This window comes from Micromonospora sp. MA102 (genome assembly GCF_025460765.1).
GTDB lineage: Bacteria > Actinomycetota > Actinomycetes > Mycobacteriales > Micromonosporaceae > Micromonospora > Micromonospora halotolerans.
Window position 1 is genome coordinate 43,938 of record NZ_JAMWEG010000008.1, and the last position, 25,192, is coordinate 69,129.

Consider the following 25,192-nt stretch of genomic DNA (forward strand, 5'->3'; position numbering starts at 1 on the left):
GTCGCACGGCGGGGTGGCCACGCCGGCGTCGCCACCCCGCTCCCCCGTCGCACGATCCGGGGCTGCTCAGGCGGGCACCGGGGTCCGCCCCCGGCCCCGCCGGCCGCGGCCGGTGCCGGGAACTCCCGCCCTCGCGGCGGCCGAATCGGGCTCGCCGGCGGCCGGCTCGGCGCCCCGCTTTCCGGGGGCCGGCTCCGCGCCCAGCTCGTCGTCGTCCGGCTCGGCGGCCAGCTCGTCCGGGTCGGCGCCCAGCTCGTCCGGATCGGCGCCCAGCTCGTCCGGGCCGGCGGGCCGCTCGTCGAACGGGTCGGCCAGCTCGTCGAGGTCGCCCGCCGCCGCGTCCGCCCGGGCGGAGAGCCCGACGCGGGAAACGCTGAACTCGGGCGGCGGGAACTCGTCGTCGAACGGCCGGTCGTCGAGCGACGCCGGGGCCTGCGCAACCGGCACCGGCTCGGTGGCCTCGCCGTGCACCCGGCTCTCCACCTCGGCGTCCTCGACGGTGCTGGTCGTCATGCTCGGCCGGTTGCGCAGGAACCGGGCGCGGCCCCGGGACAGGTCGTGCCCCACGGCGACCGCCTCCAGCTCGTAGAGGCTGCGGTGGTTGCCGGCGTCGTCGGTCCAGTCGCGGGTGTAGAGGCGGCCCGCCACCACCACGGGGTCGCCGACCGCCACCGAGGCGGCCACCCCCTCGGCCAGCCTCCGCCAACAGTTCACCCGCACGCGGAGGCTGTTGCCGTCGACCCAGCGGCCGCTCTCCCGGTCGAGGCGGCGGGCGGTCGAGGCGACCTTGAAGTTGGCCACCAGGGTGTTGCTCTGGGTGGTCCGGCGCCACTCCGGCGCGGTCAGCACGTTGCCGACGATCGTGACGTACGTATCGAACATCGCCCCTCCCAGGGGAACTCGGCTTGTGGGGCGAGCCTCGGCCGGCGAGCGCCCCGGGGCCAGCCGCCCCCGGCCGGGCTGTGGACGACCGGGCCGGCTGTGGACAACCACCTGATCAAGGTCCCCGTCTGCTAGGACGGGTGGCCCGGTGGCCCTGACCTGCGGAAGAACATGATCAGCAGGCCGGGTTCCGGACCTGCCCGGATTGGGTAAGAACTTGATCAACCGAGAGAAAGGGAGCGCCGATGCTTCTCCGAGACGTGTGCGAGGCCCGGCGATGAGCGCCGTGGCGAACCCCGCGACCGTGGCCGAGTGCCTGCGGGTGGGCGCCGGGTTCTCCCAGGGCGACCGCACCTGGATCGCGGAGCAGTTCGCGACCCTCGACGCCCGGCTCGCCGGGTTCCACGCCGATGCGACCGAGCTGGAGGTGTCGGTCAAGGACCGGAACGCCCGAGGTCAGAAGGTCACCCTGGAGTGCTGGGTGGCGGGCCGGCAGAAGATCGTCACCACCTCCGCCGAGGAGGATCTGCACGCCGCGCTCAACGACGTCCGGGACGACCTGCGCCGCCGGCTCAACGACGCGAAGACCCGGCAGGAGCCGCGCCACAACAAGCACCTGCGTGAGACGGACCAGCCCGAGGGAGTCCCCGCGCAGGCCGCCGAGCGGGCCGACGCGGAGACCGCCTGAGGCATACCCCACCCCCGCCCGCATCCGGTGCCGGCGGGCGGGGGCGGGGGCTACCGCCGGGTAGCTTGGCGGCGTACCGTCGCGGTCGTGGAACCCGACGTGCTGGGACCGCCGTACGAGCGGCAGACGATCGACCTGGGCACCGACGACGAGGGACCGGTCGTCGCGACCCTGGTCCGCCGGCGGGCGGAGCGCCCCACCGGCCGCGCCGTCCTCTACGTGCACGGCTTCGTCGACTACTTCTTCCAGACGCACGTCGCCGACTTCTTCGCCGAGCGCGGCTGGGACTTCTACGCGCTCGACCTGCGCAAGTACGGCCGCAGCCTGCAGCCGCACCAGACCCCGAACTTCTGCCGCGACCTGAGCGACTACTTCCCGGAGCTTGACGCCGCCGCGAAGATCATTCGCGAGGACGACGGGCACGACACCCTGCTCGCCATGGGCCACTCCACCGGCGGCCTGATCATCTCGCTCTGGGCGCACGCCCGCCGCGAGGCCGGCCTGGTCGACGGGATCGTGCTGAACAGCCCCTTCTTCGACATCAACGCGCCCTGGCTGGTCCGTCGACCCCTCGCGGCCGCCGTCTCCCGGCTGGGCCGCCGGGCGCCGCAGCGCATCCTCCCGTTCGGGCTGGGCACGGTGTACGGCGAGAGCCTGCACGCCGACCACCGCGGCGAGTGGCGCTACGACCTGGCGTGGAAGCCGCTCGCCGGTTTCCCGGTGCGGGCCGGCTGGATCAACGCGATCCGCGCCGGTCAGCGTCAGCTCCGGGCCGGCCTGGACATCCCGGTGCCGGTGCTGCTGGCCTGCTCCACCCGCAGCTACCGGGGCACGAAGTGGCACGAGTCGGCAACCCTCGCCGACGCGGTGCTCGACGTGGAGCACATGGTGCGCTGGGCGCCCCGGCTCGGCCGGCACGTCACCCTGGCCCGCTTCGACGGCGGGCTGCACGACCTGACCCTGTCCGGCCCCGCCGTACGCGAAAAGGTCTTCACAGAGGTCGGGCGCTGGGCGGAGGGCTTCCTCGGCGCGGGGCCGACCGCGCCGGCTCCGCGGCGGCCGGCCGACGAGACGGCCGGCGCGACCGCCGAGGGGTGAGCCGGGACGGTCAGCGGTAACCGGCGGTCGCCGCCGCCAACGCCGACCGGATCCGGTCGAACGTCGCGACCGGGTGGCCACCGCCGTCCGCCGGCAACAGCAGGCCCAGGCAGCGCAGCGAGAGCTCCCCGTCGAGCTCCTCGACGCCGAACACGGGCGCGCCCACGTAACCGGACGGCAGCTCGGTGGTGACCCGCACCCCGTCGCCGGGCCGGGCCACCCGCTCGATCACCGCCTCCAACGGCCGCGACCCGTCGTCGCCGACGCCGAGCGCCAGCACGAACGCCGACGCGGGCTCCGCGCCGAGCCGGGCGACCGCGTCGGCCGGCGCGGCGAGCGCGTCGGTCACCTGCTGGGTACGCCAGCGCCAGCCCCCGTCCTCGGCGTGTCCGTGCAGCCCGCCCGTGGGCATGGCGGCCAGGCCGATCTGCGGCAGGTGCAGCCACCGGTCGGCGAACTCGGGCAGCTCGATCGGCTCCGCGGCCGCCCCCGCCGGCTCGGTGACGCTCGGCCGCAGCCCGATCTCCCCGTACGGCGTCCGGGTGGTCGCGGCGGCCGTGAGCAGCCACTCCTGCACCACCTCACCGTCGTCGGTCGCGCCGACCAGCTCGGCGTAGAAGAAGGCGGTGCCGAAGGTCGTACCCGGCGCGCCGGGCCCGTCCGACCCGCTCACGGGCAGGATGGCGCGGCCGAGGAGCTGGCACAGCTCGTACGCGATCTCGTTCTCGGTTTCCTGGTCGAGCAGCACGACGCCGAGGGTACGGACCCGCCCGCCGCCGGTGGCCCGTGACCCGGATATCCGAGGTGCCCGCCGCGGCCGAACGTGGGACGGTGAGCGGCGACGTGGCCGCGACCACCCGTTCCCCCGGCGAGCCGGGGGTCGGCGGTACCCTCTTGGCGCGACACCGTCGACGCGCGCCCGTAGCTCAGCGGATAGAGCAGGGGACTTCTAATCCCAAGGCCGCAGGTTCGAATCCTGCCGGGCGCACCTTCCCCACCGCAGCTCAGCGGCTTCCCGCTCCCGGTCGAAGACCGGCAGCCGCCCGGATCTCGTGCCACGTGGGGGCAGCGCGGAATACCCGCCGATCACTCAGCACACTTCTTGAACTCGGTCTCGAAGTGGGCCCGGAGCGTGTCGTAGCTGACTCTTCCGTCGTCGGTCTCGAACGACATGCCGGTCACCGATCTGCCGGCCGGATACCGCGCCACCTGCTCCGGCAGGGCGACCGCATCGTTGTAGGAGTTCCCGTCGTTCGTGTCGACCGCCACCGACAGCGTTCGGCCGAACTGGGCCGGCGGCGCCCGCCGGACGGTGCCGAAGCCCTCGCCAAGGAGGATGAGCCCGGCGCGGGTGCTCTCGTCGGTTGGGCCATCGGCGTCCCAGAGGAGCACGGAGTCGCCGCTCTTGCCCGCCTCGGGCACCGCGTGGACCCGCACCGCCTCGATCGTGTCGTCGGGGCAGATCGGAGTGTAGACAGCCAGCCGGTCGCCGATCCGCACGAAGCCCACCTGGTAGTCGGGGCGCGGCGGGTGCAGGCAGGCGCCGCCGAGCTGGCTGAGGCTGAGTAGCAGTCCCGCCAGCAGCAATACTCGACGCTTCCCTCGGGCCAGCACCCGCACGAGTTCCCTTCTCGCCGACGGTCTGGCCAAGTCTAGGGATCAGATGATCCCCGTACCGCCATCCGTACAGCCAGGACCGCCCCCGGCCGCAGACGCCGCCAGGCGGATTGGTGCGACGATCCGCTCGGCCTTGGCGACGGCCCTGCTCGACGCCCTCGACTGGCGTACGCACCAGCCGGAACCTGGCGGACACTGTGGCCCCGCGACGCACCGAGTCGGATGGGGCCGACCCGCATCCGGTCTCAGCCGATGTGCAGCAGCAGTACCTGGTCATCGCGGAGGTTCGAGATGCTGTCCCGCAACAGCCGCAACCCGTCCATCCCGGCCTCGCCGCTCTCCTCGGGGTCCAGTCCGAGTTCTTCGAAGTGGGCGGCCAACTCCTCCTCGCGGTGGCCGGCGGGGTCGAGCTGATCCAGGAAGCGCTTGTGGGCCGGGGTGATGAGCAGCGTCAGGTCGTCCACCTTGTTGAGGGCCGCCGCCTCGGCATCGAACTCCGACCGCTCCAGATCCACGTCGCGCTCTTCCAGGTAGCTCAGGACCTGCAGCATGCACTGCCCGGACCAGTCGTACTCCTCCGGCGACCTGCGGCCGTGCTCGGCCAGGTACGCGTGGAGCGACGATGCCGACGTGCGGGCCAGCCGGGCCAGCTCGGAGACGCTGTCTCTGGGGATCAGGGTCAGCGAAGCGACAGCGGACAAGGCACCCTCCTTCGTACGGGCCCTGCCGCTCACCGAGGACAGGTTCGGATCAACCCGCCGGGCAGGTTATCGAGGATGGCAGACAAGCGACATCGAAGGTGTCACGTCCACGGTGGGGTGTATCGGCTCACGTATTCCCGGGCGCGTGGGACCGGGTCCCGCCAGTACTGGTCCGGCATGCGGGAGTGGTGGGTCGCGCAGAACTGTGCGAGGCCTTCCGCGATCGTGATGCGCTCCAGCGGGCGGCCTTCGAAGTTCGTGTTCGCCGCCATCAGTTGCGGCTCGGGATTCCAGCCCGAGTGGTCGAACGCCCAGCCCTCCCAGAGCGCGTAGACGTGGAAGACCTGCCAGTCTCCCGCCATGCGCACCCCGGCTATCTCGATGGGCCGGTCGGGATGGGACTCCCGGCAGACCCAGGCCAGGATGTGACACGCTCCGGCGGCGAAGAAGGCCTGGTCCGTCCGTTCCCAGGAGATCCGCTGATCGGATCGCTCGATCGCCGTCCGGCGAAAGACTCCCGCTGCTTCGGCCGTCACGACCCGGGAGGCTATCAGCGCCCGGAAGGACCGGGCCACACAGCGAACCTCTGCACCGGCGGCCGGAGCTTCTCTCCGCGCAGGATGCCCTCCGACGACGCGGCCACCGGGTGACGTCAGTCTTCCGGCGACTGCCGCCGCGCTGATTCGCTCCACGTGCGGGCCTCAGCCGACAACTGCGCCATCGTCTCCTCTTTCGCGGCGCCGTACCGGCCCCGGCTGTGCGGATGCAGGTCGGCCGCGCGCTTCTTCGCCGCCTCGTACCGGCGGGCGGCGGCGGGGTTGGCCTCGAGGTAGGCGCGGAAGACCCGGTTCTCTCCCGGCACCGGCGACCGGACGCCGAAGACATGCAGGTGGTGGCTCCGCTTCCCGGCGGTGTCCTTCGGGAAGAACAGGTGATCGCCGTCCTCGGGGAAGACCCCCGGGCGGTAGACGTACCCGAGCTGTTCGAGCGGCCGGAGGTCGGCGATGACCGCGTCCGCCTCCGGCACCACCACCATGATGTCGATGACGGCCTTGGCTGCCAGGCCGGGAACACTTGTCGATCCGATGTGCTCGACGCTCAGCGCCTCGGGCAGCGCCTTCGACAACAGCCGACGTTCCGTCTCGAACAGCTCCGGCCAGGCCGGGTCGTAGGGCACCACCTCGACCACCCGTGCGTCGTCCTCCACGTCGTCACCGTAGCGGCGCGTCCGACGCCGCAACTACCCGTGAGGCGCGCACATGCTCTGCGCGTCGCGTTCCCAGTCGCTCCCCGCGATCGCGACCGGGTAGCCCACCTCCCGGACTCGCCTGTCCCCGGTCTCGACCGAGAACCGCAGCGACAACGGCTCCTGCCGGAACGCGACCGAACAGTCGAAGCTCATCTCGACCAGGATCTGGCCGGTGCTGCCCGGAGGCAGTTCCGGTCGTTCTCCGGTGCTGCGCACCACGACGCCCGGCCTCTCGCCGTGAGCCCCGCGCACGGTGACCGGCGCGGGGCCGGCAGCGACGACCCCGGGGCACCCGCGCGTTCAGACGTTGCCGAAGGTCGGCGCGCCGGTGCTGTCGTAGGTCAGCAGGGTGACCCCGGTGCCGGAGGTGCGGGTGCCGGTCAGTCGCAGGCCCGCCGGGGGCACGCCGTCGGCGAAGAGACGCTGCCCGCGCCCCAGCACCACCGGGAAGACCAGCAGCTGGTACGTGTCGATGAGCCCTTCCCGCATCAGCGACCGGGCGAGCGCGCCGCTGCCGTGCACCTGGAGCTCGCCGCCGGGGCGGTTCTTCAGCTCGGTCACCGCGGCGGTCAGGTCGTCGCCGAGGCGGTGGGAACCCGACCAGGTCAGCTCGTCGTCCCGGGTGGTGGCGACGTACTTCGGCAGCCGGTTGAGCGGGTTGTCCGGTCCGCCCTGGGCCGGGTCGGTGACGTGCGGCCAGTAGGCGGCCATGATGTCGTAGGTGCGGCGGCCGAGCAGCAGCGCCTCGGCGCGCTCGAAGGTCTCGCCCATCCACCCGCCGACCGTCTCGTCGAAGTGCGGCGGCAGCCAACCGCCCAGGTCGAACCCGCCGGTGCGGTCCTCCTCCTGCCCGCCGGGGGCCTGCATGACGCCGTCCAGAGTCAGGAACGTGGTGATCGTGAGTCGCATGGCGCTGCCTCCTTCTTCGCAACCGGCCCCGCGCCGGCTTCCACCCTCCCGACGGCCGGCGAACAACCGATTCGACAGCCCGGCCGGACCGAGTTTGTGACCTGGGACACAGTCAGGGCTTGCGGGCGAACAGGTACGCCGCCGGGCGTCGCTGCCCCTCGCCCGGCGCCTGCCACATGGTCGCGGTCACCGGTAGACCCGCCGCCGCGAGCAGCGCGGCGATCCCCTCCGGCCGGGCGAAGTGCACATCGAGTGACACCGGGTGGCCGTAGGCCCGGTCGCGCCGGACGTGCTCGTCGTCGCCACCGTGGAAGCCGAGCAGCGCGTGGCCGCCGGGGGCGAGCACCCGGTGGAACTCGGCGATCACCCGGGGCAGCAGCTCGCGCGGCGTGTGCACGATGGACCACCAGCTGAGCACCCCGCCGAGTCGCCCGTCGGGCAGGTCCAGCGCGGTCATCGAGCCGACCTCGAAGCGCAGTTCCGGGTACGCCCGCCGGGCCAGTTCGGCCATCCGCGGCGACAGGTCGACGCCGAAGGCCTCGACGTCGAGGGTCGCCAGGTGGGCGGTGACGTGGCCCGGGCCGCAGCCGAGGTCCGCCACCGGCCCGCCGGCGGCGCGGGCCAGTTCGGCGAAGGCGCCGAGCAGCGCCCGGTCCAGCGGCAGCTCGGGCAGTTTGGCGCTGACCAGTGCGGCGTAGTCGGCGGCGACGGTGTCGTACGCGGCCCGGGTCTCGGTCAGGTGGGCGGACTCGGTCACACCCCGACCGTATCGGCGGGTGTGCGGTTCCGGCGGTCGGCGGCGGGCGCGGAGCCGACGTAGTCTCCGCTCATGGTGACCGAGACGGATCTCCGCCTGGACGACGGCCGCACCCTGCACGTCTACGACACCGGCGGGCGGGACCGGCTCCCCGTGTTCTGGCACCACGGCACCCCGAACATCGGCGCGCCGCCCGCGCCCCTGTTCGCGGCGGCCGACCGGCTCGGCCTCCGCTGGGTCTCCCACGACCGCCCCGGCTACGGCGGGTCGACGCCGCTGCCGGGGCGCGACATCGCCTCCGCGGCCGCCGACGTCGCCGCGGTGGCCGACGCACTGGGCCTGGACCGGTTCGCGGTGATGGGCCACTCCGGCGGGGGCCCGCACGCCCTGGCCTGCGCGGCGCTCCGGCCGGACCGGGTGGTCGCGGTGGTGGTCGGCGCCGGCCTGGCTCCGTACGGCGCGGCCGGGCTGGACTGGTTCGCCGGCATGGTGCCCGCCGGGGTGGCGTCGCTGCGGGCGGCGGCCGCGGGGCGGGCGGCCAAGGAGGCGCACGAGGCGTCGGGCGCCGCGTACGACCCGGAGTTCACCCCGGCGGACCTGGCCGCGCTGCACGGCGAGTGGTCCTGGTTCGACAGTGTGGTGGGGCCGGCCATGCGGGCCGGGCCGGGCGGGCTGATCGACGACGACCTCGCGTACGTGCACCCGTGGGGCTTCGACCCCGCCGACGTGGCGCCGCCGGTGCTGCTGGTGCACGGCGATCGGGACGGGGTCGCGCCGGTGACCCACGCCGAGTGGGTGGCCGGCCGCTGTCCCACCGCCGAGCTGCGCCGCTACCCGGAGGACGGGCACATCTCCGTGCTGCGCCACGCCGAGCCGGCGCTGGAGTGGCTGCGCCGGCGCGCCGACGGGGCGCCCGCCCGATAGCGGGTGAGGCGGCGGGACGGTCAGGGCGTACGCGGGCCGATGCCGTCGCCGGCCGAGGGGTCGACGAGCAGTCCCACCTGCCGCCCGATGAACCGGTACGCCACCTGCTTGGCCGCCCAGAGCAGGTAGCCCCGCTCGGCGTCGGCGATGCTCCGCCCGTCGGCGTGCCCGACGCTGCTGAGCACCACCCAGCTTCCGGTCGTCGAGCTGACCGTGATGGTCTCGCCGGCGGGGATCCCGAGCTGGGCGGTGCCGCGGGGAAGCTGGCCGCGCCGGTCCCGGGCGGCCCGCACGCCGGGATAGAGCACCGCCGCCAGGTGGACGACGGCGTCACTGTCGTCGGTGGTGTAGGTGACCCGGACCGTGCGCACACAGCCGTCGAGCACGTCGCCGGCGAGCACGCCGGCGCACCCGCGCAGGTCCTTTCCGCCGGTCCGGCGCAGGGTGTCCCCCGCCGCCTCGAACGTGCGCTCCGGCATCGCCTCGGCCACGGTCACCGGCGGCGCCTCGGCCCGGACCAGCGCCACCGCGAGGGTGCCGAGCAGGGCCACCGCGACGAGGGCGGGTCCGACGGGTCCGCGAGCCGGCCGCCGCCCGCCGTCGGCCCGGACGGTCCGGACGAGGACGGCGACCACGGCCAGGCCGGCGCCGACCCCGCCCCAGCGGATCCCGGTGGCCAGGGCCCCGGCCGCCGGCCCGTCGAGGAGCAGGTCCAGGGCGGATCGCCGGCCGGGCACGTGCACCCAGGCGACCAGCAGGAACGCCAGACCGAGCAGCACGGCGCCGACCCGGGCGGGCGCGCTGAGCCGTGCCCACAGCACGACGGCAACCACCGCCCACAGCACCGGGAGGGTCATCAGCAGCCAGCCGACGGCGGCCATGCCGGTGCCGGTGCAGCCGGTCCAGGCGCAGGCGCTCTCGTCGATCCGGGCCCGCAGGGCGTCGCCGAACACGACGCGCAGCGCCACGAGGGCGACGATGCCGGCGGGCACGAGCAGCGTGCGAGGACCGAACCGGGCGGTGCCGGCGGGCGGCGGGACGGGCTCGGCGGCGCGGACCGGATCCGGGCCCGCCCCGGTGGTGGCGTCCGGGTGCTCCGATCCGGCCGTCAGCTCCTCGCGTGCCCGCGCGACCAGATCCTCCGACCGGCGGCGACCGCCTGTGCTGCTCGACATGGCAGCGAGGTTAGGACAGCCCCGCACGCCGGCGCCGGTGTCACGCGCAGATCCGCCACCCACCGTCCCGCCCGCCAGCGGCCCGCACCGTAAACCGGGTGACGGGCCGGGGCGGCTCATCCACCATCGACGGATGCCGCAGCATCGACCCGCCGAGCCGGACATCCGGCGCTACTACACCGAGGTCTTCGCCGAGGCGGACCGGCTGGACCGGTCGCCGGAGGGACGGCTGGAGGCGCGCCGGACCAGGGACCTGCTCGCCCGGTTGCTGCCCGCCCCGCCGGCCGAGGTGCTGGACATCGGCGGCGGCCCCGGCGCGTACGCGGGCTGGCTCGCCGCGGCCGGGCACCGGGTGCACCTGGTCGACCTGGTTCCGGCGCACGTGGAGGCGGCCCGGGCGGCACACCCGGGGATCACCGCGACCGTGGGCGACGCCCGGAAGCTGCCGCTGCCCGACGGCTCGGCCGACGCGACCCTGCTGCTCGGCCCGCTCTACCACCTGACCGACCGGGCCGACCGGGTGGCGGCGCTGCGCGAGGCGGCCCGGCTGACCCGACCCGGGGGTCCGGTGCTCGCGGCGGTGATCAGCCGCAACGCGGCGCTGATCGACCTGACCGCGAAGGGACTGGTGGACGAGCACAACCGCCCGCTGCTGCGGGAGACGTACGCCACCGGGGTGAACGACCCGCGGACCGGGTTCACCACGGCCTACTTCCACCGCCCGGAGCAGGTGGTGGACGAGTTCGTCGCGGCCGGCCTGCCGGCGCCCGCGCTGTACGGGGTGGAGGGTCCGCTCTGGCCGGTGCTGAACGCGATCGGCACCGGGCCGGCCGAGCGGCTCTTCGCCGACGCGGTGGCCTGCGCCGAGGTGTTCGAACGGGACCCGGCGGTGCTCGGTGCCAGCTCCCACCTGCTCGCCGTGGCCCGCGCGTGAGCGGCCGCGGCCGGGACGGCGGATCCGGTGCTCAGGCGGCGAAACCGAGCGCCATGGCACCGACGACCGGCGCCCCGGCTGCGCCGTCGAGATCCAGGAGGCGCAGATCGTGGACGTGCTGCCGTGGTTGCACGGCCGCGAGGTGGACCTGGCCTTCGCCGCGCTTCCGGTGCACGACCGGGAGCTGACGACCGGGCCGGTCCTCATCAGCGAGGCCCGGCTGCTCGCCGTGCCGGCGTAGCATCCCTTCGCCCGGCGCGCGTCCGTCCGCGTCGAGGATCTGGCCGACACCGTCGTTCTCCCGTTCGCCGACGTGCCCGACGCCTACCGCGACGGCCGGACGCCCAGCCACACGCCGGCGGGCCGGGCGATCGTCCGGGGACCCACCGGCCGGACGTTCGACGAGTTGCTGACCCGGATCGCCGCCGGGCAGGGCGTCGTTCCCGTCGGGGAGCAGGTCCGGCGCTACTACGTCCGTCCTGACGTGGCCTACGTCCCCATCGAGGACGCACCGCCGCTGCTCTGGGGGCTGATCTGGCGCGTCGACGCCACCAGCGCCCAGATCCGGGCGTTCGGCGATGCCGCGCTGGAGGCGTCGGCCCGGCAGAAGCGGGCCGGGGGCCCGGGCTGACGGGCGAGACCGGTCGGCGATGCGGCTGATCGTGCCCCCGATCGGCCCCCGAACCCCGCCGGGTCGGAAAGCGACGCGCCGCGTACCGAGGGTGACCAGCTCCCGACCGGCGTGTTATTCTCCGGCGTCGATCTACCGTGCGGACCCGACCGGGTCGCTGCCGGAAGGACACCTCCCCCGATGCCGGTCGTAGCCGCCACGACCCTGCCGCCGTCCCCGCTGGACCGGCCGGCGGGCGGCGCGTTCACCCTGATCTTCACGACCCTGCCGGCGCTGCTCCGGCTCACCTGCGGGCTGGTCGCCGCGGTGGTCGCGCTGACCGTGCGCACCCCGCCGGTCCGGGTGTCCCTGCTGGTCCCGACGATCGCCGCGCTCATCGCCTGGTCCGTCTGGTACGCCGTCCGCTCGCTCCGCTACGGGTTCACCGGCGCACTGGTGGCCGGCGACGTGGCGCTGACCACCGTGGCCGGGCTGGCGATTCCCTGGCTGGTCGCGCCGGAGGTGCTGCCCGGCGAGGGGAGTTGGATGGCGGTGCTGGCCAGCACGACGGTGATCAACGCGCAAGCCACCGCCCCGGCCCGCTGGTCGATCCCGGCCGGGCTGCTGGTCACCGCCGGCTACGCGACCGGCGCCTCGCTCGCCGGCAACCCGGTCGAGGCGCGTGCGCACGCCGGGACGCTGCTGGTCCAGACCGGCTGCACGGCCGTGATGACCGCCGTGATGCGCCGCCGGATCGGGCGCGCCGACGCCGCCTTCGCCGACTACCAGCGGCTGTCGCGGGAGGCCCTGGTGGGGCGGGCCGCCCGGGAGGCCGAACGGCGGCAGAACCGGGACCTGCACGACACCGTCCTCGCCACGTTGACCATGGTCGGGCTCGGCGCGGTACCCGGCCCGTCCGCCGCGCTGCGCGAGCGGTGCGCCGCCGATCTGCGTACCCTCACCGCCCTGGCCGACGCGCGCGCCACGCCGGCCGGAGCGGTGGCCCTGGACGAGCGCCTGCGGACGGTCCTGGCCCGGCTGCCCGAGCTGGCCGTGGACGCGACGCTCGCGCCGTGCCGGGTGCCCGCGACGATCGCCGCGGCGCTCGCCGACAGCGCCGCCGCGGCGCTGGCCAACGTGGTCCGGCACGCGCCGGGCGCCGCCACCACGCTGCGCCTGACCGGGGACGCGGAGGCCGTCGTGGTCGAGGTGGCCGACGACGGCCCCGGCTTCGACCCGGCCGCCGTCCCGGCCCACCGGTACGGGCTGCGCGAGTCGATCCACGGCCGGATGGCCTCAGTTGGCGGCCGCGCGGTCGTGACCTCCGCCCCTGGCGCCGGCACCCGGATCCGGCTGGAGTGGTCCGGTGTCCACTGAGTTGGGAGCGGTCGGGACCGGCACGGCGGTCCCGGCGCTCGTGCGGCAGCGGGCGCCGGAGCGCGCCGGCCCGGGCGCGGCCGCGAATGCGGCGCACGCGGTGGGCGACGCCTCGGACCGGGGCGCCCGGATCGCGGCGGTGCTCATCGCGCTGGCCTGGCACCTGGCGATCGGGTTGCCGGCGCTGCTCGACTCCTGGTCCCGGCTGGCCGCCCCACCGGTGGTCGCAGCGGGCTGGCTGGTGACCGCGGCGATCGGCGTCGGGTCCGGCGTACGCCTGCTGCGCGGCGGGCTGCCACCGGCCCGGCTGCTGGCGGTGGCGCTGCTGGTCGTCGACGGGGTGGTCTTCGCGGCGGCCGGTGAGCGGCAGCTCTTCACCACGGGCAACTGGGTGTGGGGCGGGCTCGCGTGGTTCTTCCTGCTGGTGCTCTGGCGGCGCCCGGTGAGCTGGCTGCTCGCGCTGCTCGGCGCGCACGCGGCGATCGCCCTGGTCGCGGTGGTCCTGCACGGGGCGACCGCCCCGGCCGACCTCAGCCGCTACGCGATGTACGTCTACGGCACCTCGTCGCTGCCGGTGGCGGTCTTCGCCGGGGCGGCGGCGATCGCCGCGCTGGCCCGGGACCGGGCCTCCACCGCCACGTCGGCCCTGGCCGTGGTGGCGGAGCGGGACGCGGCGGAACGGGCCCAGCGGGAGCGGCAGGCGCGCCTGGCTCTGGCCAGCGGCACCGCCGAGGAGGTGCTGGCCGCACTCGCGGCCGGTGACGCCGACCCGGCCGACCCGGCGGTACGCCGCCGCGCCGTGCTGGCGGCGGGCCGGCTGCGCCGGTTGATCGCCGAGTCGGACGACGTGCCGGATCCCCTGCTGCACGAGTTGCGCGCCGCCGCGGACCTGGCGGAACGGAACGGCCTGCCGATCGAGCTGGTCGCCGTCGGGGCGCCGCCGGAGCTGCCGGTCGAGGTCCGCCGGCGGCTGGCCGACCCGGCGACCGCGGCGCTCGCCGGCGCCCGGGGCTGGGCCCGGCTGACCGTGGTGGCCGGGCCGGACGAGGTGGTGGTCAGCCTCGTCACCCCCGACCACGACGGGCCGGACGCGACCGGCCCGCCCGGCGGAGACGGGGACGGGCCGGTGGAACACCTGCACGAGCGGGACGGGGAGATCAGATGGACGCAGACGCGGTGGCGGAGGACGTGACCGGCGGGCCGCCGGTGGGCGTGGCGATCGTGGACGACCATCCGGTCGTGATCGACGGGGTACGGGCCTGGCTGGCCGGCGAGCCGCGGCTGCGGGTGCTGGCCACCGGGGACGACCCGGACGTGGTGCTGCGGGCCGCCCCGGAAGCCGCGGTGGTCCTGCTCGACCTGCGGCTGCACGGGCGGATGGTGCTCGACAAGCTCGCCGAGCTGAGCGCCGCGGGCCGCCGGGTGGTGGTCTACTCCGAGCACACCGACCCGGAGATCATGCTGGCCGCGCTCGACGCCGGCGCGGTGGCGTTCCTGGCCAAGCACGAGGGCCGGGAGCACTGCGTGGCCACCGTGCTGGCCGCGGCCAGCGACCGCCCGTACGTGCCGCCGGCGCTGGCCGGGGCGATCGTGGGCGATCCGCGCCCGGACCGGCCGGCCCTGTCGGACAAGGAGCGGGAGGCGCTGCTGCTGTGGTTCCAGTCGATGTCGAAGGCGTCGGTGGCGCGCCGGATGCGGATCAGCGAGCACACCGTGAAGCAGTACGTGGACCGGGCGCGGATCAAATACACCCGGGCGGGGCGCCCGGCGGCCACCAAGGCGGCCCTGCTCGCCCGGGCGATTGAGGACGGCCTCGTCCGGCCGGAAGATATCGGCATCTACCGGTCACAGGCGTCGGCCGACCGGCCGACCCCCTAACGGGTGTCATGACAGCTGACCTCGGGTGGGCCAGGCTCGACGTATCGCCAACCGCCACCGGGAGGTCCTGACCGTGCAGGAGGACGCCGCGCCCTTCTTCATCGGGCCCCACCGCTTCGACGCGGATGACGACCCCACCCGTCCCCTGCTCGACCGGCGCCACGCGCTGCTCCCGGAGCCGGGCGAACAGCTGCTCGGGCAGCACCGGCTGCTGGTGGCCGGTCACCTGCTGGGCCCCAGCGACGACCTCCGGTCCTGGGCGCTGCCCGACCCGGCGGCGGTCACCGTGACCGACCGGCGGCTCGCGTACGTCTGCACCGGCTCCGAGCTGTCCCTGGTCTCCGGGCGGGACGGCCGGCCGGACGCCCGGCACCGGCGCCCGGTCCGGCTGTCCCGCCTGGTCAGCGGCCAGATCCGGTGGCAGTGGCCGTCCCGGCTGGAGCTGGCCGAGAGCACCGACGGCACCGGCGAGCTGCGGGTGGTCTGCGACGCGTTGCGCACCATCCGGCAGCCGGCGCTGGCGCTCGCCGGCCCGGTCGACCTGGTCGCCGCGCTGGCCCGGCAGGTACGCCGCTCGGTGGCCGCGTTCCGGCTGGCCCGCCCCGAGCTGGTCGACCTCTCCCCGCCGGAGCGGGACACCCTGATGGCCCGGGTGAGCCCGACGCCCGGCCCGACCCGGGGTGGGGTGACCCTGCCGGGTTCGCTGCCTGTCGAGTTCCTGTCCCGGGACGACTACTACCGCCCGGCCCTGGCGGACCCGCCGGCCTGGCCCCGCCAGGACGTCCCGGCGCGGGACCGCCCCGGTTCCGCCTGCTGACCGGCGCTCAGCCGGCCAGCCGGGGCGCGGCCGGGTCCGTGCGGCCGGCAGACGCCGACAGGGCCGGACGCGGACCGGTCCGGCGACGCGACGGCCGCCCGGCGCGGGTCAGGAGGCGGCGGTCCGGCGACCCGGACGGTCCAGCTCGGCCGCCTGCTCCGGGGTGGGCGCGGTGCCGCCCAGGTGGGCCGGCTGCCACCAGGCGTCGTCCGGGCCGGCGGGCTGGTCCGGATATTCCCGCTGGGCCCGGTCGACCAGCGCGGTGAGGCGGGTGCGCAGCTCGGCGGTCAGGGCGTTGCCGTCCGGGTGGTCGGCCGGGTCGATCGGCTCGCCCACCAGGATGGTGATCGGGGTGTGCCGGCGGGTGAGGGTGCGCGGCCGGCCCTTGGTCCACAGCCGCTGGGTGCCCCAGAGCGCGACGGGCAGCAGCGGCACGGCGGCCTCCTGGGCCATCCGGGCCGCCCCGTTCTTGAGGTCCTTGACCGTGAAGGAGCGGCTGATCGTCGCCTCCGGGAAGAGGCCGACCACCTCGCCGCGGCGCAGCGCGCTCACCGCCGAGGCGTACGAGCCGGCGCCGGCGGCCCGGTTCACCGGGATGTGCTTCATGCCGCGCATGAGCGGGCCGGAGACCTTGTGCCGGAAGACCGACTCCTTGGCCATGAACCGGACCAGCCGGCCGGACTCGTGCGCGCCGTACCCGCAGAAGATGAAGTCGAGGTAGCTGACGTGGTTCGAGGCCAGCACCGCGCCGCCGGTGCGCGGCACGTGGTGGCTGCCGTCAACGCGCAGGCGCAGGTCGAGAGCGCGGAACATCGTCTTGGCGGCGAGGATGACGGGCGGGTACACGAGTTCCGACATCCGCCAACTTTACCCCGAGTAGGTTACGCGACCGTAGGGGCGAAAGTCGCCTCGCTCTGCCATTGGCAGAGCGGCTCGCCGTGGTGGGGGCACAGGGACCAGTATGGCCGGATGACCGATCGCGCCGTACTGCTCTGGATCCACGGCGGCGGGTGGCGGGCCCGCTCCGACGAGGACGGGGCGGCGCTCGCCCCGCTCGGCCTGCGGGTGGTGCCGGCGACCTACCGCTTCGCGGCCGAGGCCCGCTGGCCGGCCCAGCTCGACGACGTACGCGCCGCCGCGCGGGCGGCCCGCGCCACGGCGGGCGGGCTGCCGCTGCTGGTCGGCGGCGACTCGGCCGGCGCGATGCTGGCCCTGCACCTGGGCCTGCGCGGGGTGGACCGGCCGGGCGACGTCCGCGGGGTCCTGGCCTACTGGGCGCCGGTCGACCCGCTCGACCCGGAGTGGCGGCGGCGACGCCGGCACGACGACCCCTGGGCGGGCCTGCTCGGTCACCCACCGGCCGAGGGCGACGCGGCGACGGCCGACGCCACCGTGGCCAGCCACCTGGGTTCCGGCGTGCCGGTGCTGCTCGTGCAGGGCCGCGACGACGCCGCGGTGCCGGCCGTCCAGTCGGTCGGGCTGGCCGGCCGGCTGCTCGCCGCCGGCCACCCGGCGCACCTCTGGCTCACCCACGGCGGGCATGAGCTGGACCTCGCCCGCCCCGACATCCGGGCGGTCACCGCCGCGTTCCTGGACAGCGTCCTGCCGCCAGCCTGAGCCGACTACGGTGCAGGGCATGCCCGATCTCGCCGCGATCGTCATCCACTGCCGCGACCCCTACCTGCTCGCCCCGTTTTGGAGCACGGTGACCGGGTTGCCCGTGGTCGAGGAGGACCGGGCGAAGCTCGCCGGCCGGTCGCTGGAGCCGGACGAGTCGGTGCTGCTGCGCGACCCCGCCGGCCGGCGGCCGGACGTCTGGATCAGCCCGGTCGACGACCTGCCCGGCGCCGGCCGGATCCACCTGGACCTGATCGGCGACGCGGAGGAGCGGGCCGCGGTGCTGGAGGCGGGCGCGACCGTCGTCCGCGAGCTGCCCCGGTGGACCGTGCTGGCCGACCCGGAGGGCAACGAGTTCTGCCTGCTCCCCCGGAGTGAGGCGCACGGCGACACGCTGCTGCCCGGGCACTGAGCCGCGGCGGCTCCCGCCGGCCTGCGGCGACGGCGGGAGCCGGTCCGCGTCAGGAGGTCGGCTGGTGTTCCAGCTCCAGCCGGCCCCGGGCGAAGGCGTCCACCCGGCCCCACCGGCCCGGGATGTCCAGCACCTCGATCCGCCCCATGCCGGCCGGCAGCCGCGGGTCCACCGCGAGGTGCCCCTCGTGCGGCTCAAGCCCCAGCATGGTCCGGATCAGCAGCAGCGGAGCGCCCGTCGACCAGGCCTGCGGGCTGCACGCCGTCGGATACTCCACCGGGAACTTGGTCAGGTCCCGCTGGTAGCCGCCGAACGCCTCCGGCAGCCGCCCGTCGAAGTAGCGCGCCGCGTCCAGGATGCCGCTCGCGACGGTGGCGGCCTCCTCGGCGAAGCCGTACCGGCGCAGGCCCCAGGCGATGAACGAGTTGTCGAACGGCCAGATCGTGCCGTTGTGGTAGCCGATCGGGTTGTAGCGCACCTCGCCCTCGGCCAGCGTGCGCACCCCCCAGCCGGAGAACAGCCGCGGGCCGACCAGGTGCTCGGCGATCTGCGCCGCCCGGTCCTCCTGCACGATCCCGCTCCACAGCAGGTGGCCGATGTTGGAGCTGAGCACGTCGCACTGCCGGCCGTTCGGGTCCAGCCCCAGGGCGTAGAAACCGCCGTCGGCCACCCACCAGTCCCGGTTGAACCGCTCCTTCAGGGCCGCGGCCTCGCGTTCCAGCTGGTCGGCGTACCCCGGGTCACCCCAGAACTCCCGGGCCAGCCGGGCGGCCCGCATCTTCGCGTCGTACGCGTACCCCTGCACCTCGCAGGTGGCGCGGGGGAACGGCGGCAGCGTGCCGTCGGAGTACGAGAGGGAGTCCCACGAGTCCTTCCAGCACTGGTTCTCCAGGCCGGTGTCGTTGTTGCGCCGCTCGTACCAGATGTAGCCGTTGCCGACCAGGTCGGCGTACTCGTCGATCCACTTCAGCGCGGCCCGGCACTCCCGTTCCAGCTCCATGACCAGCGCGACGTCGCCGCTCCACTTCTCGTACTCGTCGAGCAGCACGATGAACAGCGGCGTGGCGTCCACCGAGCCGTAGTACGGCGAGTGCGGCTGCTCCTCGAAGGCGGCGGTCTCGCCGTAGCGCATCTCGTGCAGGATCCGGCCCGGGTCCTCGTCGCGGAAGTCGTCGAACCGGGTGCCCTGCAACGCCGCCAGGATGCGCAGGGTGGTCTTCGACATCTCCGGTGCGAACGGCAGCACCTGGAGGCAGGTGAGGATGCTGTCCCGGCCGAACATGGTCATGAACCAGGGCAGGCCGGCGGCCGGCAGGGTCTGCCCGCCGAGCGAGAGCGGCGAGAACCGCAGCGCGGCCAGGTCGATGAGGCTGCGCCGGTACGTCGAGGACATCCGGCCGTGCTCGCTGTTCACCTTCGGCGCCTTGGCGATCCACTGGTCGAGGTCGTGCTGGAGGGCCAGCCGCTCGGTGCCGTGCGCCCGCAGCCCCATCCGCAGGTCCCGGCCGCCCGGCCCGACGGCGTGGGTCTGCACGTCGATGGCGGCGTCCCACTGCTCGTTCGGTTCGAGGTGGAGGGTCCAGGCGAAGCCGTTGCGGTCGTAGCGGGCCGGCCGGGAGGCGGAGATGACGGTCTCGCGCCGGAAGTTGCCGCGCCGGTAGCCGAGCCGGAGCTTGTCGGCCTCCGCCTCGGCGTACGTCTCGCCCTTCTTGTTCAGGATCTCGTCCTTGACCTGGAACAGGTCGGCGAAGTCGGCGCCGGCGTCCATCCGGATCTCCAGGTCCACGGCCTTCTCGTCGTGGTTGAGGATGGTCAGCGACTCCCGGAAGCTGCCGCCCACGGCCCGCTCCCGGATGATCGACAGCTTGGCGTCGATGTAGTGGGTGGCCATCCCCGGCACCAGGAAGAAGCGGGCCTCGTAGTACTGGAGGTCGTCGTAGGAGAGGGCGTTGAGCCGCTCGCCGTTGACGGTCAGCACCCACTTCGACAGGAACCTCATGTCGAGGGAGAAGAGGCCCGTCGGCTCGCTCGGCGTGGCCTCGATGTCACCGGTGTCCTCGGAGACCACGAACGTGTTGCCGTCCAGGATCCGGATGGTGTTGCTCGCGGCCATCAGGCGGCCCTCCTCTGGAACTCGTGGTGCGGCCCCCGTGACTCCGCCGGGCCGGGGAAGATCCGTTCGACCTGCAACACGAGGCGCAGGTCGCCGGAGACCGTCATGTCCCCCCGCAGCAGCGCGGCGATCGTGTTCTCCTGGCCGGTGACCAGCTCCTCGAAGAGCCGCGGCTCGGCGCCGACAACGGTGTCGGCCTCCTGGTCCTCCTGGCGGACCCGGACCTTTCCCCGGTCGATCTCCAGCAGCCAGTGCGTGGTCCGCGGCCCCTCGTGCAGGTCGAACCGGAGGGTTCCGGAGGCCTTGACCAGCAGCGGTTCGAACTCCCGCCGGTCCAGGTCCTCGAAGAATCTCGTGGTCACATCCATCGGGCGACTCCTCCCGCGATCGGCGGCCCTCCGACGTCCGAGAACGGGTCCCCGCCGGGTACGGGACCAACCTCGCCCGGTTCGGGTGAGTCGCCCGCCAGGAGCCCGGACGCGTGAACGCCGGCCCCCGAACCGGGGGCCGGCGTCACAGTTGCCGACGGGTCAGTTGTTCGGGTCGTCGGCGCTGACGTCCGCGAGCACCGACTGGGGTTCCCGCTCGACGGCCAGGTCACCCATCGAGACCAGGCCGATCAGGCGGCCGTCCTCGGTCACCGGGAGCCGGCGGACCCCGTAGGTGCGCATCAGGTCGGCGGCGGCCACCGCGTCGTCGTACTGGCTGACCGTCACCACGTCCTTGCTGGTGATCTGGTCGAGCTTCGTCGTGCTGGGATCCAGGCTCTCGGCCACGCCCCGGACCGTGATGTCCCGGTCCGTGACGATGCCGACCACGTTGTCGCCATCGGTCACCACCACGTCGCCGATGGCGCTGTCACGCATCTCCTGCGCCGCGGCGGTGAGGGTGTCGCTGCCGTCCATCGTCACCAACCGGGTCGTCATGAATTCTCCGACCGTTGTCATGGTGCTCCCCTCTCGGTGTCGGCACCGCGGTCTACCCGGCGGCGCGGGCGAGGTAACCGGGAGCGGGCGCCGGTCAGCCGCGCGGCGGCATCCCGTAGAGCCGGTCGACGTGCAGCCGCACCACCAGCCGGCGCTCGGCCACCATGGCGCGCCGGAAGTCGTCCCAGTCCGGGTGTTCGCCCTGCACCGCCCGGTAGAGCCCGACCAGTTCCTCGACGGTCGGGTCGTCCGGCCGCTCGGCCACCGGGGCCAGCTCGGCCCGGCCCTCCGCCACGGCGTACGCCCAGCCGTCCTCGCTGCTGACGTGGAAGCTGGCCCGGGGATCGCGGCGCAGGTTCGCGGTCTTCGCCCGGCCGTCGGTCACCGAGATCCGGATCAGCCCGGCGTCCCGGTCGAAGGAGTAGACCACCGTGGACAGCTGGGGCCGGCCGTCGCGCTTCAGGGTGGCGAGCACGCCGAGCCGGCGGCTCGCCACGAGATCGGTCAGCGCCTGCCGGGTCTGCTCGTCCGCCACGGGGATCAGCGCCCTTCCGTGGCGACGAGTTCGGCGATCTGCACGGCGTTGAGGGCCGCGCCCTTGCGCAGGTTGTCGTTCGAGCAGAACAGGGCGAGGCCGTGCTCGACGGTCTCGTCGGCCCGGATCCGCCCGACGTAGGTCGGGTCCTGGCCGGCGGCCTCCAGCGGGGTCGGCACCTCGGAGAACGCCACGCCCGGCGCGCCGTCGAGCAGCTCACGGGCCCGGGCCGGGGTGATGGGGCGGGCGAAGCGCGCGTTGATCTGGAGCGAGTGGCCGGTGAAGACCGGCACCCGGACGCAGGTGCCGCTGACCTTGAGCCCGGGGATCTCCAGGATCTTCCGGCTCTCGTTGCGCAGCTTCTGCTCCTCGTCGGTCTCGAAGGAGCCGTCGTCGACGATCGAGCCGGCCAGCGGGAGCACGTTGAAGGCGATCGGACGGGCGAACGAACGCGGCGCGGGGAACTCCACGGCCGACCCGTCGAAGGCGAGCCCGGCGGCGTGCTCGGCGACCTTGCGGACCTGCTCGTCCAGCTCGGCCACGCCGGCCAGGCCGGCCCCGGACACCGCCTGGTAGGTGGTGACCACCAGGCTGACCAGCTCGGCCTCCCGGTGCAGCGGGCGGAGCACCGGCATGGCGGCCATGGTGGTGCAGTTCGGGTTGGCCACGATGCCCCTGGGCCGGTCGGCGACGGCGTGCGGGTTGACCTCGGCGACCACGAGCGGCACCTCGGGGTCCATCCGGAACGCCGAGGAGTTGTCGATGACGACCGCGCCGGCCTCGGCGACCCGGGGGGCCAGCTCCTTCGCGGTGCCCTTGCCCGCCGAGAAGAGCACGATGTCCAGGCCGCGGTAGTCCGCGGTGGCCGCGTCCTCGACGGTGACCTCGCCGTCGCGCCAGGGCAGCGTGCGCCCGGCCGACCGGGCCGAGGCGAACAGCCGCAGCTCCTCCGCCGGGAAGTCGCGCTCCGCCAGCACCTGCCGCATCACGCCACCGACCTGGCCGGTGGCCCCCACAATGCCGATCCTCATGCCCGCGAGGCTACCCAGCCGGGCGGGGGCGGCGGGAAGCCTTTCCCAGCGCGCGGGCCGCCGGCCGCCGGCCGGGCCCTTCGCCGATCGGCCCGTCGACCTGCAACGACACCGGCCGGCGGCGGGCCGCAGACGGAGAATCCTCCGCCAACCGGGGCCCGGGCCGCAGCATCCGCGTCCACCGGCCGGACGCGCGGCGGCACCGTGACGCGACGCGGATCACATCCCGGGCCCCGGGCGTGGCGGTGCCCGGCGGGCACCGCCACGCGCCGGAGCGGGTCAGGACCGGTGGTCGACCACGTCGCCGAGGCCGGCGGCCACCAGCTCGTCCCGGATCACCGCCGAGTCGCCCTCGACGACCAGGGTGAGCGACTCCGGGTGCAGGTGGGCGGCGGCCGCGGCGGAGACCTCCTCGACGGTGGCGGCGAGCAGCGCCTCGCGCAGCCGGGCGTGGTAGTCGTCCGGCAGGTCGTGCACGACCAGCGTGGTCAACGCCGACGCGATGGCCCGGGGGCTCTGCAGCTCGACGGAGAGCTGACCGGCCCGCCAGGAGCGGGCCACCGCCAGCTCGTCCTCGGTCACCCCGGTCAACCGGGTACGCGACACCTCGCCGACCGCCTCGACCAGAGCCGGCGCGGTCACCGCCGTCTGCACCCCGGAGCTGATGGCGAACCGGCCGAACCGGCGGGACGAGGCGAAGTCGCCCCGGATCCCGTACGTGTAGCCGCGCACCTCGCGGATCAGGTGGTTGAGCCGGGAGGTGAAGGCCCCGCCGAGCACCGTGCCGGCCAGCGTCATCGGCACGTGGTCCGGGTGGGCGCGGTGCGGCGACGGGTGCCCGAGGCGGAGCGTGGACTGCACCGAGCCCGGACGGTCGACCAGGATGATCCGCCGCCGGTCGGACAGCGTCACCTCGATGGGGCCGCCCTTGTCGGGCGCCGCGCCGCCGGCCCCGGTGAACACCGTCGCGGCGAGCGCGTCGAGGTCGATCCGGTCCAGGTCACCGGCGACGATCAGCGTGCCGGGGCGGATGAACCACTCGGAGTGGAAGACGGTCACGTCGTCCACGTCCAGGCCGGCCACGCTCTCCGGGTCGCCGTACATGGGGCGGCCCCAGCGGTTGTCCGCGCCGAACAGCTCGGCGCGCAGCACGGCGTCGGCCCGCGGGCCCGGGTTGGCCCAGTCCATCCGCAGGGCGGTCACCTCGTCGTCGCGGACCCGCCGCACGTCGGCCGGGTCGAGCTTCGGCGTCCGCACCGCCTCGGCGAGCAGTTCCACGGCCGCGCCCAGCCGGTCCACCGGCACCTGCACGCTGACCTGGAACGAGTCCCAGTCCAGGCCGGTCACCAGCTCGGTGCCGAGCGCCTCGATGGCCAGGGCGTACGCGGTGGCGTCCCGCTGGGCGGTGCCCTCCTCCAGCGCCTTGGCCAGCACCCCGCCGAGCCCCTCCTTGCCGACCGGCTCCCGGCCGGCGCCGCCGTCGAGCAGCAGCAGCGCGACGGCGAGGTTCTGCCCGGGCAGGTGCGCGGCGACGACCTGCCCGCCGGCGGCGGACCGGCGGACCACCTGCGGGAACCGGTACGGGCGGGCGGCGCCCGGCCCGGGACGGGCGGCGATCAGCGTCATGAGGTCTCCTCGGGCAGGTAGGTGAGGGTCGCCCGGTCGGCCGCGCCGAGCAGCTCGGTGGCCTGCTCGGCGATCTGCTCCGCGGTGACGGCGAGCCAGGCGGGCAGCCGCTCACCGATCTTCGCCGGGTCGCCGAACTGGGTGGCGTACCGGCCGAGGACGTCGGCTCGACCATCCACCGTGGACATGTGCCGCCACCACTGGGTGCTCAGCAGCGCCTTCGCCCGGTCCAGCTCGGCCGCCGTCACCGGCACGGTGGCCAACTCGTCGACCACCTCGGTCAGCCCCTCGCGCAGCCGGTCGCCGGACACGCCGGGGCGGGCCGTGGCGGTGGCGATCAGCGGCGCCGGCGCGTGCGCCAGGTCCACGCCGTACGCCCCGACCAGGTCCGGCTGGGCGATCCGCTCGCCGTCGGCGAGCCGCTGGTAGAGCCGGCTGCCCCGGCCGGTGCCCAGCACGGTGGCGAGCACGGTCGTCACGTCGTATCCCGGGGTGCCGTAGGGGTGGGTGCGGTGCGCGACGTACACGCGGGGAGCGGGCACGTCGGAGGTGACCGTCTCCACCGCGGGCCGGCCGGTGGCCGGGACGGCGCGCCCGTCCGGTGCCGCCGGGATGTCCTCGCGCGGCGGCAGCCCGCCGAAGTACTTGTCGGCCAGCGCGAACACCTCGGCGGCGGTGGTGTCGCCGACCACGGTGAGCACCGCGTTGTTCGGCGCGTAGTAGGTGCGGTGGAACGCCTGGAACGTGGCCAGGTCGGCGGCGTTCAGGTCGGCCATCGAGCCGATCGTGGCGTGGTGGTAGGGATGCCCGGGCGGATAGAGCAGCGGCAGCAGCCGCAGCCACGCGTCGCCGTACGGCACGTTCTCGTAGCGCTGGCGGCGCTCGTTCTTCACCACGTCCCGCTGGTTGTCCAGCGTCTCCTGGGTCAGCGCCGGGACGAGCCCGCCCATCCGGTCGGCCTCCAGCCAGAGCGCCAGCTCCAGGTGCTCGGCCGGGACCGTCTCGAAGTAGTTCGTCCGGTCCGGGTTGGTGGTGGCGTTGAGCGAGCCGCCGGAGCCCTGGATGAGCCGCATGTGCTCGGTCTTCGCCACGTTGACCGAGCCTTCGAACATCAGGTGCTCGAAGAGGTGGGCGAAGCCGGTCTGGCCCGCCGGTTCGTGGCGGGAACCCACGTCGTACCAGATGTTCACGGCGACGGCGGGGGCGGTGCGGTCCTCGCTCACCACCACGCGCAGGCCGTTGTCCAGTCGGGTCGTCTCGATCGGCCAGGGGTAACCGCTGTCGGGCATGGCACGACGCTATCCGATCTCGCGGGT

General features: G+C 74.5%; 29 protein-coding genes, 1 tRNA gene and 1 pseudogene. 13 read left to right on the forward strand and 18 right to left on the reverse strand.

All coding sequences use genetic code 11. From position 1 onward, the window contains the following. Positions 1–66 precede the first annotated feature (66 nt). Complete coding sequence (ssb, locus tag NFX44_RS17530) at positions 67–882, reverse strand: single-stranded DNA-binding protein (protein ID WP_262284632.1); 816 nt, start codon at positions 880–882, stop codon at positions 67–69. A 277-nt stretch (positions 883–1,159) separates the two neighbouring features. Here ssb and NFX44_RS17535 point away from each other — a divergent pair, with 277 nt between their 5' ends. Together NFX44_RS17535 and NFX44_RS17540 are read left to right on the forward strand one after the other, a co-directional pair. Then, the gene (locus NFX44_RS17535; protein WP_262284633.1) at positions 1,160–1,570 is read left to right on the forward strand and encodes an HPF/RaiA family ribosome-associated protein; all 411 of its coding nucleotides are present in this window, start codon (positions 1,160–1,162) and stop codon (positions 1,568–1,570) included. A gap of 87 nt (positions 1,571–1,657) precedes the next feature. Further along, positions 1,658–2,668, forward strand: coding sequence for an alpha/beta hydrolase (locus NFX44_RS17540; protein WP_262284634.1), 1,011 nt, complete (start codon positions 1,658–1,660; stop codon positions 2,666–2,668). Between the two features lie 10 nt (positions 2,669–2,678). Here NFX44_RS17540 and NFX44_RS17545 read toward each other — a convergent pair whose 3' ends face one another. After that, positions 2,679–3,416, reverse strand: coding sequence for a hypothetical protein (locus NFX44_RS17545; RefSeq protein WP_262284635.1), 738 nt, complete (start codon positions 3,414–3,416; stop codon positions 2,679–2,681). A 167-nt stretch (positions 3,417–3,583) separates the two neighbouring features. Between NFX44_RS17545 and NFX44_RS17550 the strand changes: the two genes are divergently transcribed. After that, a tRNA-Arg gene (locus tag NFX44_RS17550) sits at positions 3,584–3,656 on the forward strand. 98 nt (positions 3,657–3,754) lie between these two features. Here the strand turns inward: NFX44_RS17550 and NFX44_RS17555 are convergent. From NFX44_RS17555 to NFX44_RS17585, 7 genes are all read right to left on the reverse strand, one after another. Beyond that, a complete protein-coding gene (locus NFX44_RS17555) occupies positions 3,755–4,288 on the reverse strand; it encodes a hypothetical protein (RefSeq protein ID WP_262284636.1) in 534 nt (177 codons plus the stop codon). A gap of 242 nt (positions 4,289–4,530) precedes the next feature. Next, entirely contained in the window at positions 4,531–4,986 is a 456-nt protein-coding gene (locus NFX44_RS17560; RefSeq protein ID WP_262284637.1) for a hypothetical protein, read from the reverse strand. 101 nt (positions 4,987–5,087) lie between these two features. Then, entirely contained in the window at positions 5,088–5,522 is a 435-nt protein-coding gene (locus tag NFX44_RS17565) for a hypothetical protein (RefSeq protein ID WP_262284638.1), read from the reverse strand. 116 nt (positions 5,523–5,638) lie between these two features. Next, the gene (locus tag NFX44_RS17570) at positions 5,639–6,193 is read right to left on the reverse strand and encodes a GrpB family protein (protein WP_262284639.1); all 555 of its coding nucleotides are present in this window, start codon (positions 6,191–6,193) and stop codon (positions 5,639–5,641) included. A gap of 33 nt (positions 6,194–6,226) precedes the next feature. Beyond that, the gene (locus NFX44_RS17575) at positions 6,227–6,451 is read right to left on the reverse strand and encodes a hypothetical protein (protein ID WP_262284640.1); all 225 of its coding nucleotides are present in this window, start codon (positions 6,449–6,451) and stop codon (positions 6,227–6,229) included. Positions 6,452–6,535: 84 nt separating this feature from the next. Next, positions 6,536–7,144 carry a dihydrofolate reductase family protein gene (locus NFX44_RS17580; RefSeq protein WP_262284641.1) on the reverse strand — a complete coding sequence of 203 codons (609 nt, stop codon included), beginning with the start codon at positions 7,142–7,144 and terminating at the stop codon, positions 6,536–6,538. A 112-nt stretch (positions 7,145–7,256) separates the two neighbouring features. Continuing rightward, on the reverse strand, positions 7,257–7,901 hold the full coding sequence (locus tag NFX44_RS17585; protein ID WP_262284642.1) for a class I SAM-dependent methyltransferase: 645 nt from the start codon (positions 7,899–7,901) through the stop codon (positions 7,257–7,259). A gap of 72 nt (positions 7,902–7,973) precedes the next feature. Here NFX44_RS17585 and NFX44_RS17590 point away from each other — a divergent pair, with 72 nt between their 5' ends. Then, complete coding sequence (locus NFX44_RS17590; RefSeq protein ID WP_262284643.1) at positions 7,974–8,825, forward strand: alpha/beta fold hydrolase; 852 nt, start codon at positions 7,974–7,976, stop codon at positions 8,823–8,825. Positions 8,826–8,845: 20 nt separating this feature from the next. Here the strand turns inward: NFX44_RS17590 and NFX44_RS17595 are convergent, their stop codons facing one another. After that, the gene (locus tag NFX44_RS17595; RefSeq protein ID WP_262284644.1) at positions 8,846–10,000 is read right to left on the reverse strand and encodes a hypothetical protein; all 1,155 of its coding nucleotides are present in this window, start codon (positions 9,998–10,000) and stop codon (positions 8,846–8,848) included. 133 nt (positions 10,001–10,133) lie between these two features. Here NFX44_RS17595 and NFX44_RS17600 point away from each other — a divergent pair, with 133 nt between their 5' ends. The 7 genes and pseudogenes from NFX44_RS17600 to NFX44_RS17630 all read left to right on the forward strand — a co-directional run bounded on the left by NFX44_RS17600 (position 10,134) and on the right by NFX44_RS17630 (position 15,616). Continuing rightward, complete coding sequence (locus NFX44_RS17600; RefSeq protein WP_262284645.1) at positions 10,134–10,934, forward strand: class I SAM-dependent methyltransferase; 801 nt, start codon at positions 10,134–10,136, stop codon at positions 10,932–10,934. Positions 10,935–11,043: 109 nt separating this feature from the next. Then, positions 11,044–11,175, forward strand: a complete 132-nt coding sequence (locus NFX44_RS17605; protein WP_262284646.1) for a hypothetical protein — start codon at positions 11,044–11,046, stop codon at positions 11,173–11,175. Between the two features lie 12 nt (positions 11,176–11,187). Continuing rightward, positions 11,188–11,565: pseudogene (locus NFX44_RS17610) on the forward strand (LysR family transcriptional regulator); the annotation flags it as partial. A 180-nt stretch (positions 11,566–11,745) separates the two neighbouring features. Continuing rightward, positions 11,746–12,921, forward strand: a complete 1,176-nt coding sequence (locus NFX44_RS17615; RefSeq protein WP_262284647.1) for a sensor histidine kinase — start codon at positions 11,746–11,748, stop codon at positions 12,919–12,921. 40 nt (positions 12,922–12,961) lie between these two features. After that, positions 12,962–14,113: a hypothetical protein gene (locus NFX44_RS17620; RefSeq protein ID WP_262284888.1), complete on the forward strand. Its 1,152-nt coding sequence runs from the start codon at positions 12,962–12,964 to the stop codon at positions 14,111–14,113. Next, positions 14,083–14,799, forward strand: coding sequence for a response regulator transcription factor (locus NFX44_RS17625; RefSeq protein WP_262284648.1), 717 nt, complete (start codon positions 14,083–14,085; stop codon positions 14,797–14,799). Before NFX44_RS17620 ends, NFX44_RS17625 begins: the two co-directional genes overlap by 31 nt. A gap of 73 nt (positions 14,800–14,872) precedes the next feature. Next, on the forward strand, positions 14,873–15,616 hold the full coding sequence (locus tag NFX44_RS17630) for a hypothetical protein (RefSeq protein ID WP_262284649.1): 744 nt from the start codon (positions 14,873–14,875) through the stop codon (positions 15,614–15,616). A 108-nt stretch (positions 15,617–15,724) separates the two neighbouring features. On the opposite strand, the gene NFX44_RS17635 is transcribed toward NFX44_RS17630, so the two are convergent. Beyond that, positions 15,725–16,474: a 1-acyl-sn-glycerol-3-phosphate acyltransferase gene (locus NFX44_RS17635; protein WP_262284650.1), complete on the reverse strand. Its 750-nt coding sequence runs from the start codon at positions 16,472–16,474 to the stop codon at positions 15,725–15,727. A 111-nt stretch (positions 16,475–16,585) separates the two neighbouring features. On the opposite strand from NFX44_RS17635, the gene NFX44_RS17640 reads away from it, so the two are divergent. Further along, positions 16,586–17,233 carry an alpha/beta hydrolase gene (locus tag NFX44_RS17640; protein WP_262284651.1) on the forward strand — a complete coding sequence of 216 codons (648 nt, stop codon included), beginning with the start codon at positions 16,586–16,588 and terminating at the stop codon, positions 17,231–17,233. 19 nt (positions 17,234–17,252) lie between these two features. Further along, on the forward strand, positions 17,253–17,645 hold the full coding sequence (locus NFX44_RS17645; RefSeq protein ID WP_262284652.1) for a VOC family protein: 393 nt from the start codon (positions 17,253–17,255) through the stop codon (positions 17,643–17,645). Between the two features lie 49 nt (positions 17,646–17,694). Here NFX44_RS17645 and NFX44_RS17650 read toward each other — a convergent pair whose 3' ends face one another. The 7 genes from NFX44_RS17650 to NFX44_RS17680 form a co-directional block, all read right to left on the reverse strand. Further along, the gene (locus NFX44_RS17650; RefSeq protein WP_262284653.1) at positions 17,695–19,758 is read right to left on the reverse strand and encodes a glycogen debranching N-terminal domain-containing protein; all 2,064 of its coding nucleotides are present in this window, start codon (positions 19,756–19,758) and stop codon (positions 17,695–17,697) included. After that, entirely contained in the window at positions 19,758–20,126 is a 369-nt protein-coding gene (locus NFX44_RS17655) for an SCP2 sterol-binding domain-containing protein (protein ID WP_262284654.1), read from the reverse strand. Before NFX44_RS17655 ends, NFX44_RS17650 begins: the two co-directional genes overlap by 1 nt. 162 nt (positions 20,127–20,288) lie before the next feature. Beyond that, positions 20,289–20,705 (reverse strand): CBS domain-containing protein, encoded by a 417-nt coding sequence (locus tag NFX44_RS17660; protein ID WP_262284655.1) that lies wholly within the window; start codon positions 20,703–20,705, stop codon positions 20,289–20,291. 73 nt (positions 20,706–20,778) lie between these two features. Continuing rightward, positions 20,779–21,219 carry a PPOX class F420-dependent oxidoreductase gene (locus tag NFX44_RS17665; protein WP_262284656.1) on the reverse strand — a complete coding sequence of 147 codons (441 nt, stop codon included), beginning with the start codon at positions 21,217–21,219 and terminating at the stop codon, positions 20,779–20,781. A gap of 5 nt (positions 21,220–21,224) precedes the next feature. Further along, complete coding sequence (locus tag NFX44_RS17670; RefSeq protein WP_262284657.1) at positions 21,225–22,250, reverse strand: aspartate-semialdehyde dehydrogenase; 1,026 nt, start codon at positions 22,248–22,250, stop codon at positions 21,225–21,227. A gap of 279 nt (positions 22,251–22,529) precedes the next feature. Further along, complete coding sequence (locus NFX44_RS17675) at positions 22,530–23,876, reverse strand: pitrilysin family protein (protein WP_262284658.1); 1,347 nt, start codon at positions 23,874–23,876, stop codon at positions 22,530–22,532. After that, positions 23,873–25,165, reverse strand: a complete 1,293-nt coding sequence (locus NFX44_RS17680) for a pitrilysin family protein (protein ID WP_262284659.1) — start codon at positions 25,163–25,165, stop codon at positions 23,873–23,875. The genes NFX44_RS17675 and NFX44_RS17680 overlap by 4 nt, the downstream gene beginning before the upstream one ends. Between the last annotated feature and the right edge of the window lie 27 nt (positions 25,166–25,192).

What these genes read in the sequence shown, in the direction of transcription:
- NFX44_RS17650 (WP_262284653.1), bottom strand. Translation starts at nt 19,758, where the DNA reads ATGGCCGCGAGCAACACCATCCGGATCCTGGACGGCAACACGTTCGTG.
- NFX44_RS17595 (WP_262284644.1), bottom strand. Translation starts at nt 10,000, where the DNA reads ATGTCGAGCAGCACAGGCGGTCGCCGCCGGTCGGAGGATCTGGTCGCG.
- NFX44_RS17680 (WP_262284659.1), bottom strand. Translation starts at nt 25,165, where the DNA reads ATGCCCGACAGCGGTTACCCCTGGCCGATCGAGACGACCCGACTGGAC.
- NFX44_RS17670 (WP_262284657.1), bottom strand. Translation starts at nt 22,250, where the DNA reads ATGAGGATCGGCATTGTGGGGGCCACCGGCCAGGTCGGTGGCGTGATG.
- NFX44_RS17590 (WP_262284643.1), top strand. Translation starts at nt 7,974, where the DNA reads ATGGTGACCGAGACGGATCTCCGCCTGGACGACGGCCGCACCCTGCAC.
- NFX44_RS17600 (WP_262284645.1), top strand. Translation starts at nt 10,134, where the DNA reads ATGCCGCAGCATCGACCCGCCGAGCCGGACATCCGGCGCTACTACACC.
- NFX44_RS17535 (WP_262284633.1), top strand. Translation starts at nt 1,160, where the DNA reads ATGAGCGCCGTGGCGAACCCCGCGACCGTGGCCGAGTGCCTGCGGGTG.
- NFX44_RS17655 (WP_262284654.1), bottom strand. Translation starts at nt 20,126, where the DNA reads ATGGATGTGACCACGAGATTCTTCGAGGACCTGGACCGGCGGGAGTTC.
- ssb (WP_262284632.1), bottom strand. Translation starts at nt 882, where the DNA reads ATGTTCGATACGTACGTCACGATCGTCGGCAACGTGCTGACCGCGCCG.
- NFX44_RS17645 (WP_262284652.1), top strand. Translation starts at nt 17,253, where the DNA reads ATGCCCGATCTCGCCGCGATCGTCATCCACTGCCGCGACCCCTACCTG.
- NFX44_RS17580 (WP_262284641.1), bottom strand. Translation starts at nt 7,144, where the DNA reads ATGCGACTCACGATCACCACGTTCCTGACTCTGGACGGCGTCATGCAG.
- NFX44_RS17635 (WP_262284650.1), bottom strand. Translation starts at nt 16,474, where the DNA reads ATGTCGGAACTCGTGTACCCGCCCGTCATCCTCGCCGCCAAGACGATG.
- NFX44_RS17625 (WP_262284648.1), top strand. Translation starts at nt 14,083, where the DNA reads ATGGACGCAGACGCGGTGGCGGAGGACGTGACCGGCGGGCCGCCGGTG.
- NFX44_RS17640 (WP_262284651.1), top strand. Translation starts at nt 16,586, where the DNA reads ATGACCGATCGCGCCGTACTGCTCTGGATCCACGGCGGCGGGTGGCGG.
- NFX44_RS17660 (WP_262284655.1), bottom strand. Translation starts at nt 20,705, where the DNA reads ATGACAACGGTCGGAGAATTCATGACGACCCGGTTGGTGACGATGGAC.
- NFX44_RS17675 (WP_262284658.1), bottom strand. Translation starts at nt 23,876, where the DNA reads ATGACGCTGATCGCCGCCCGTCCCGGGCCGGGCGCCGCCCGCCCGTAC.
- NFX44_RS17615 (WP_262284647.1), top strand. Translation starts at nt 11,746, where the DNA reads ATGCCGGTCGTAGCCGCCACGACCCTGCCGCCGTCCCCGCTGGACCGG.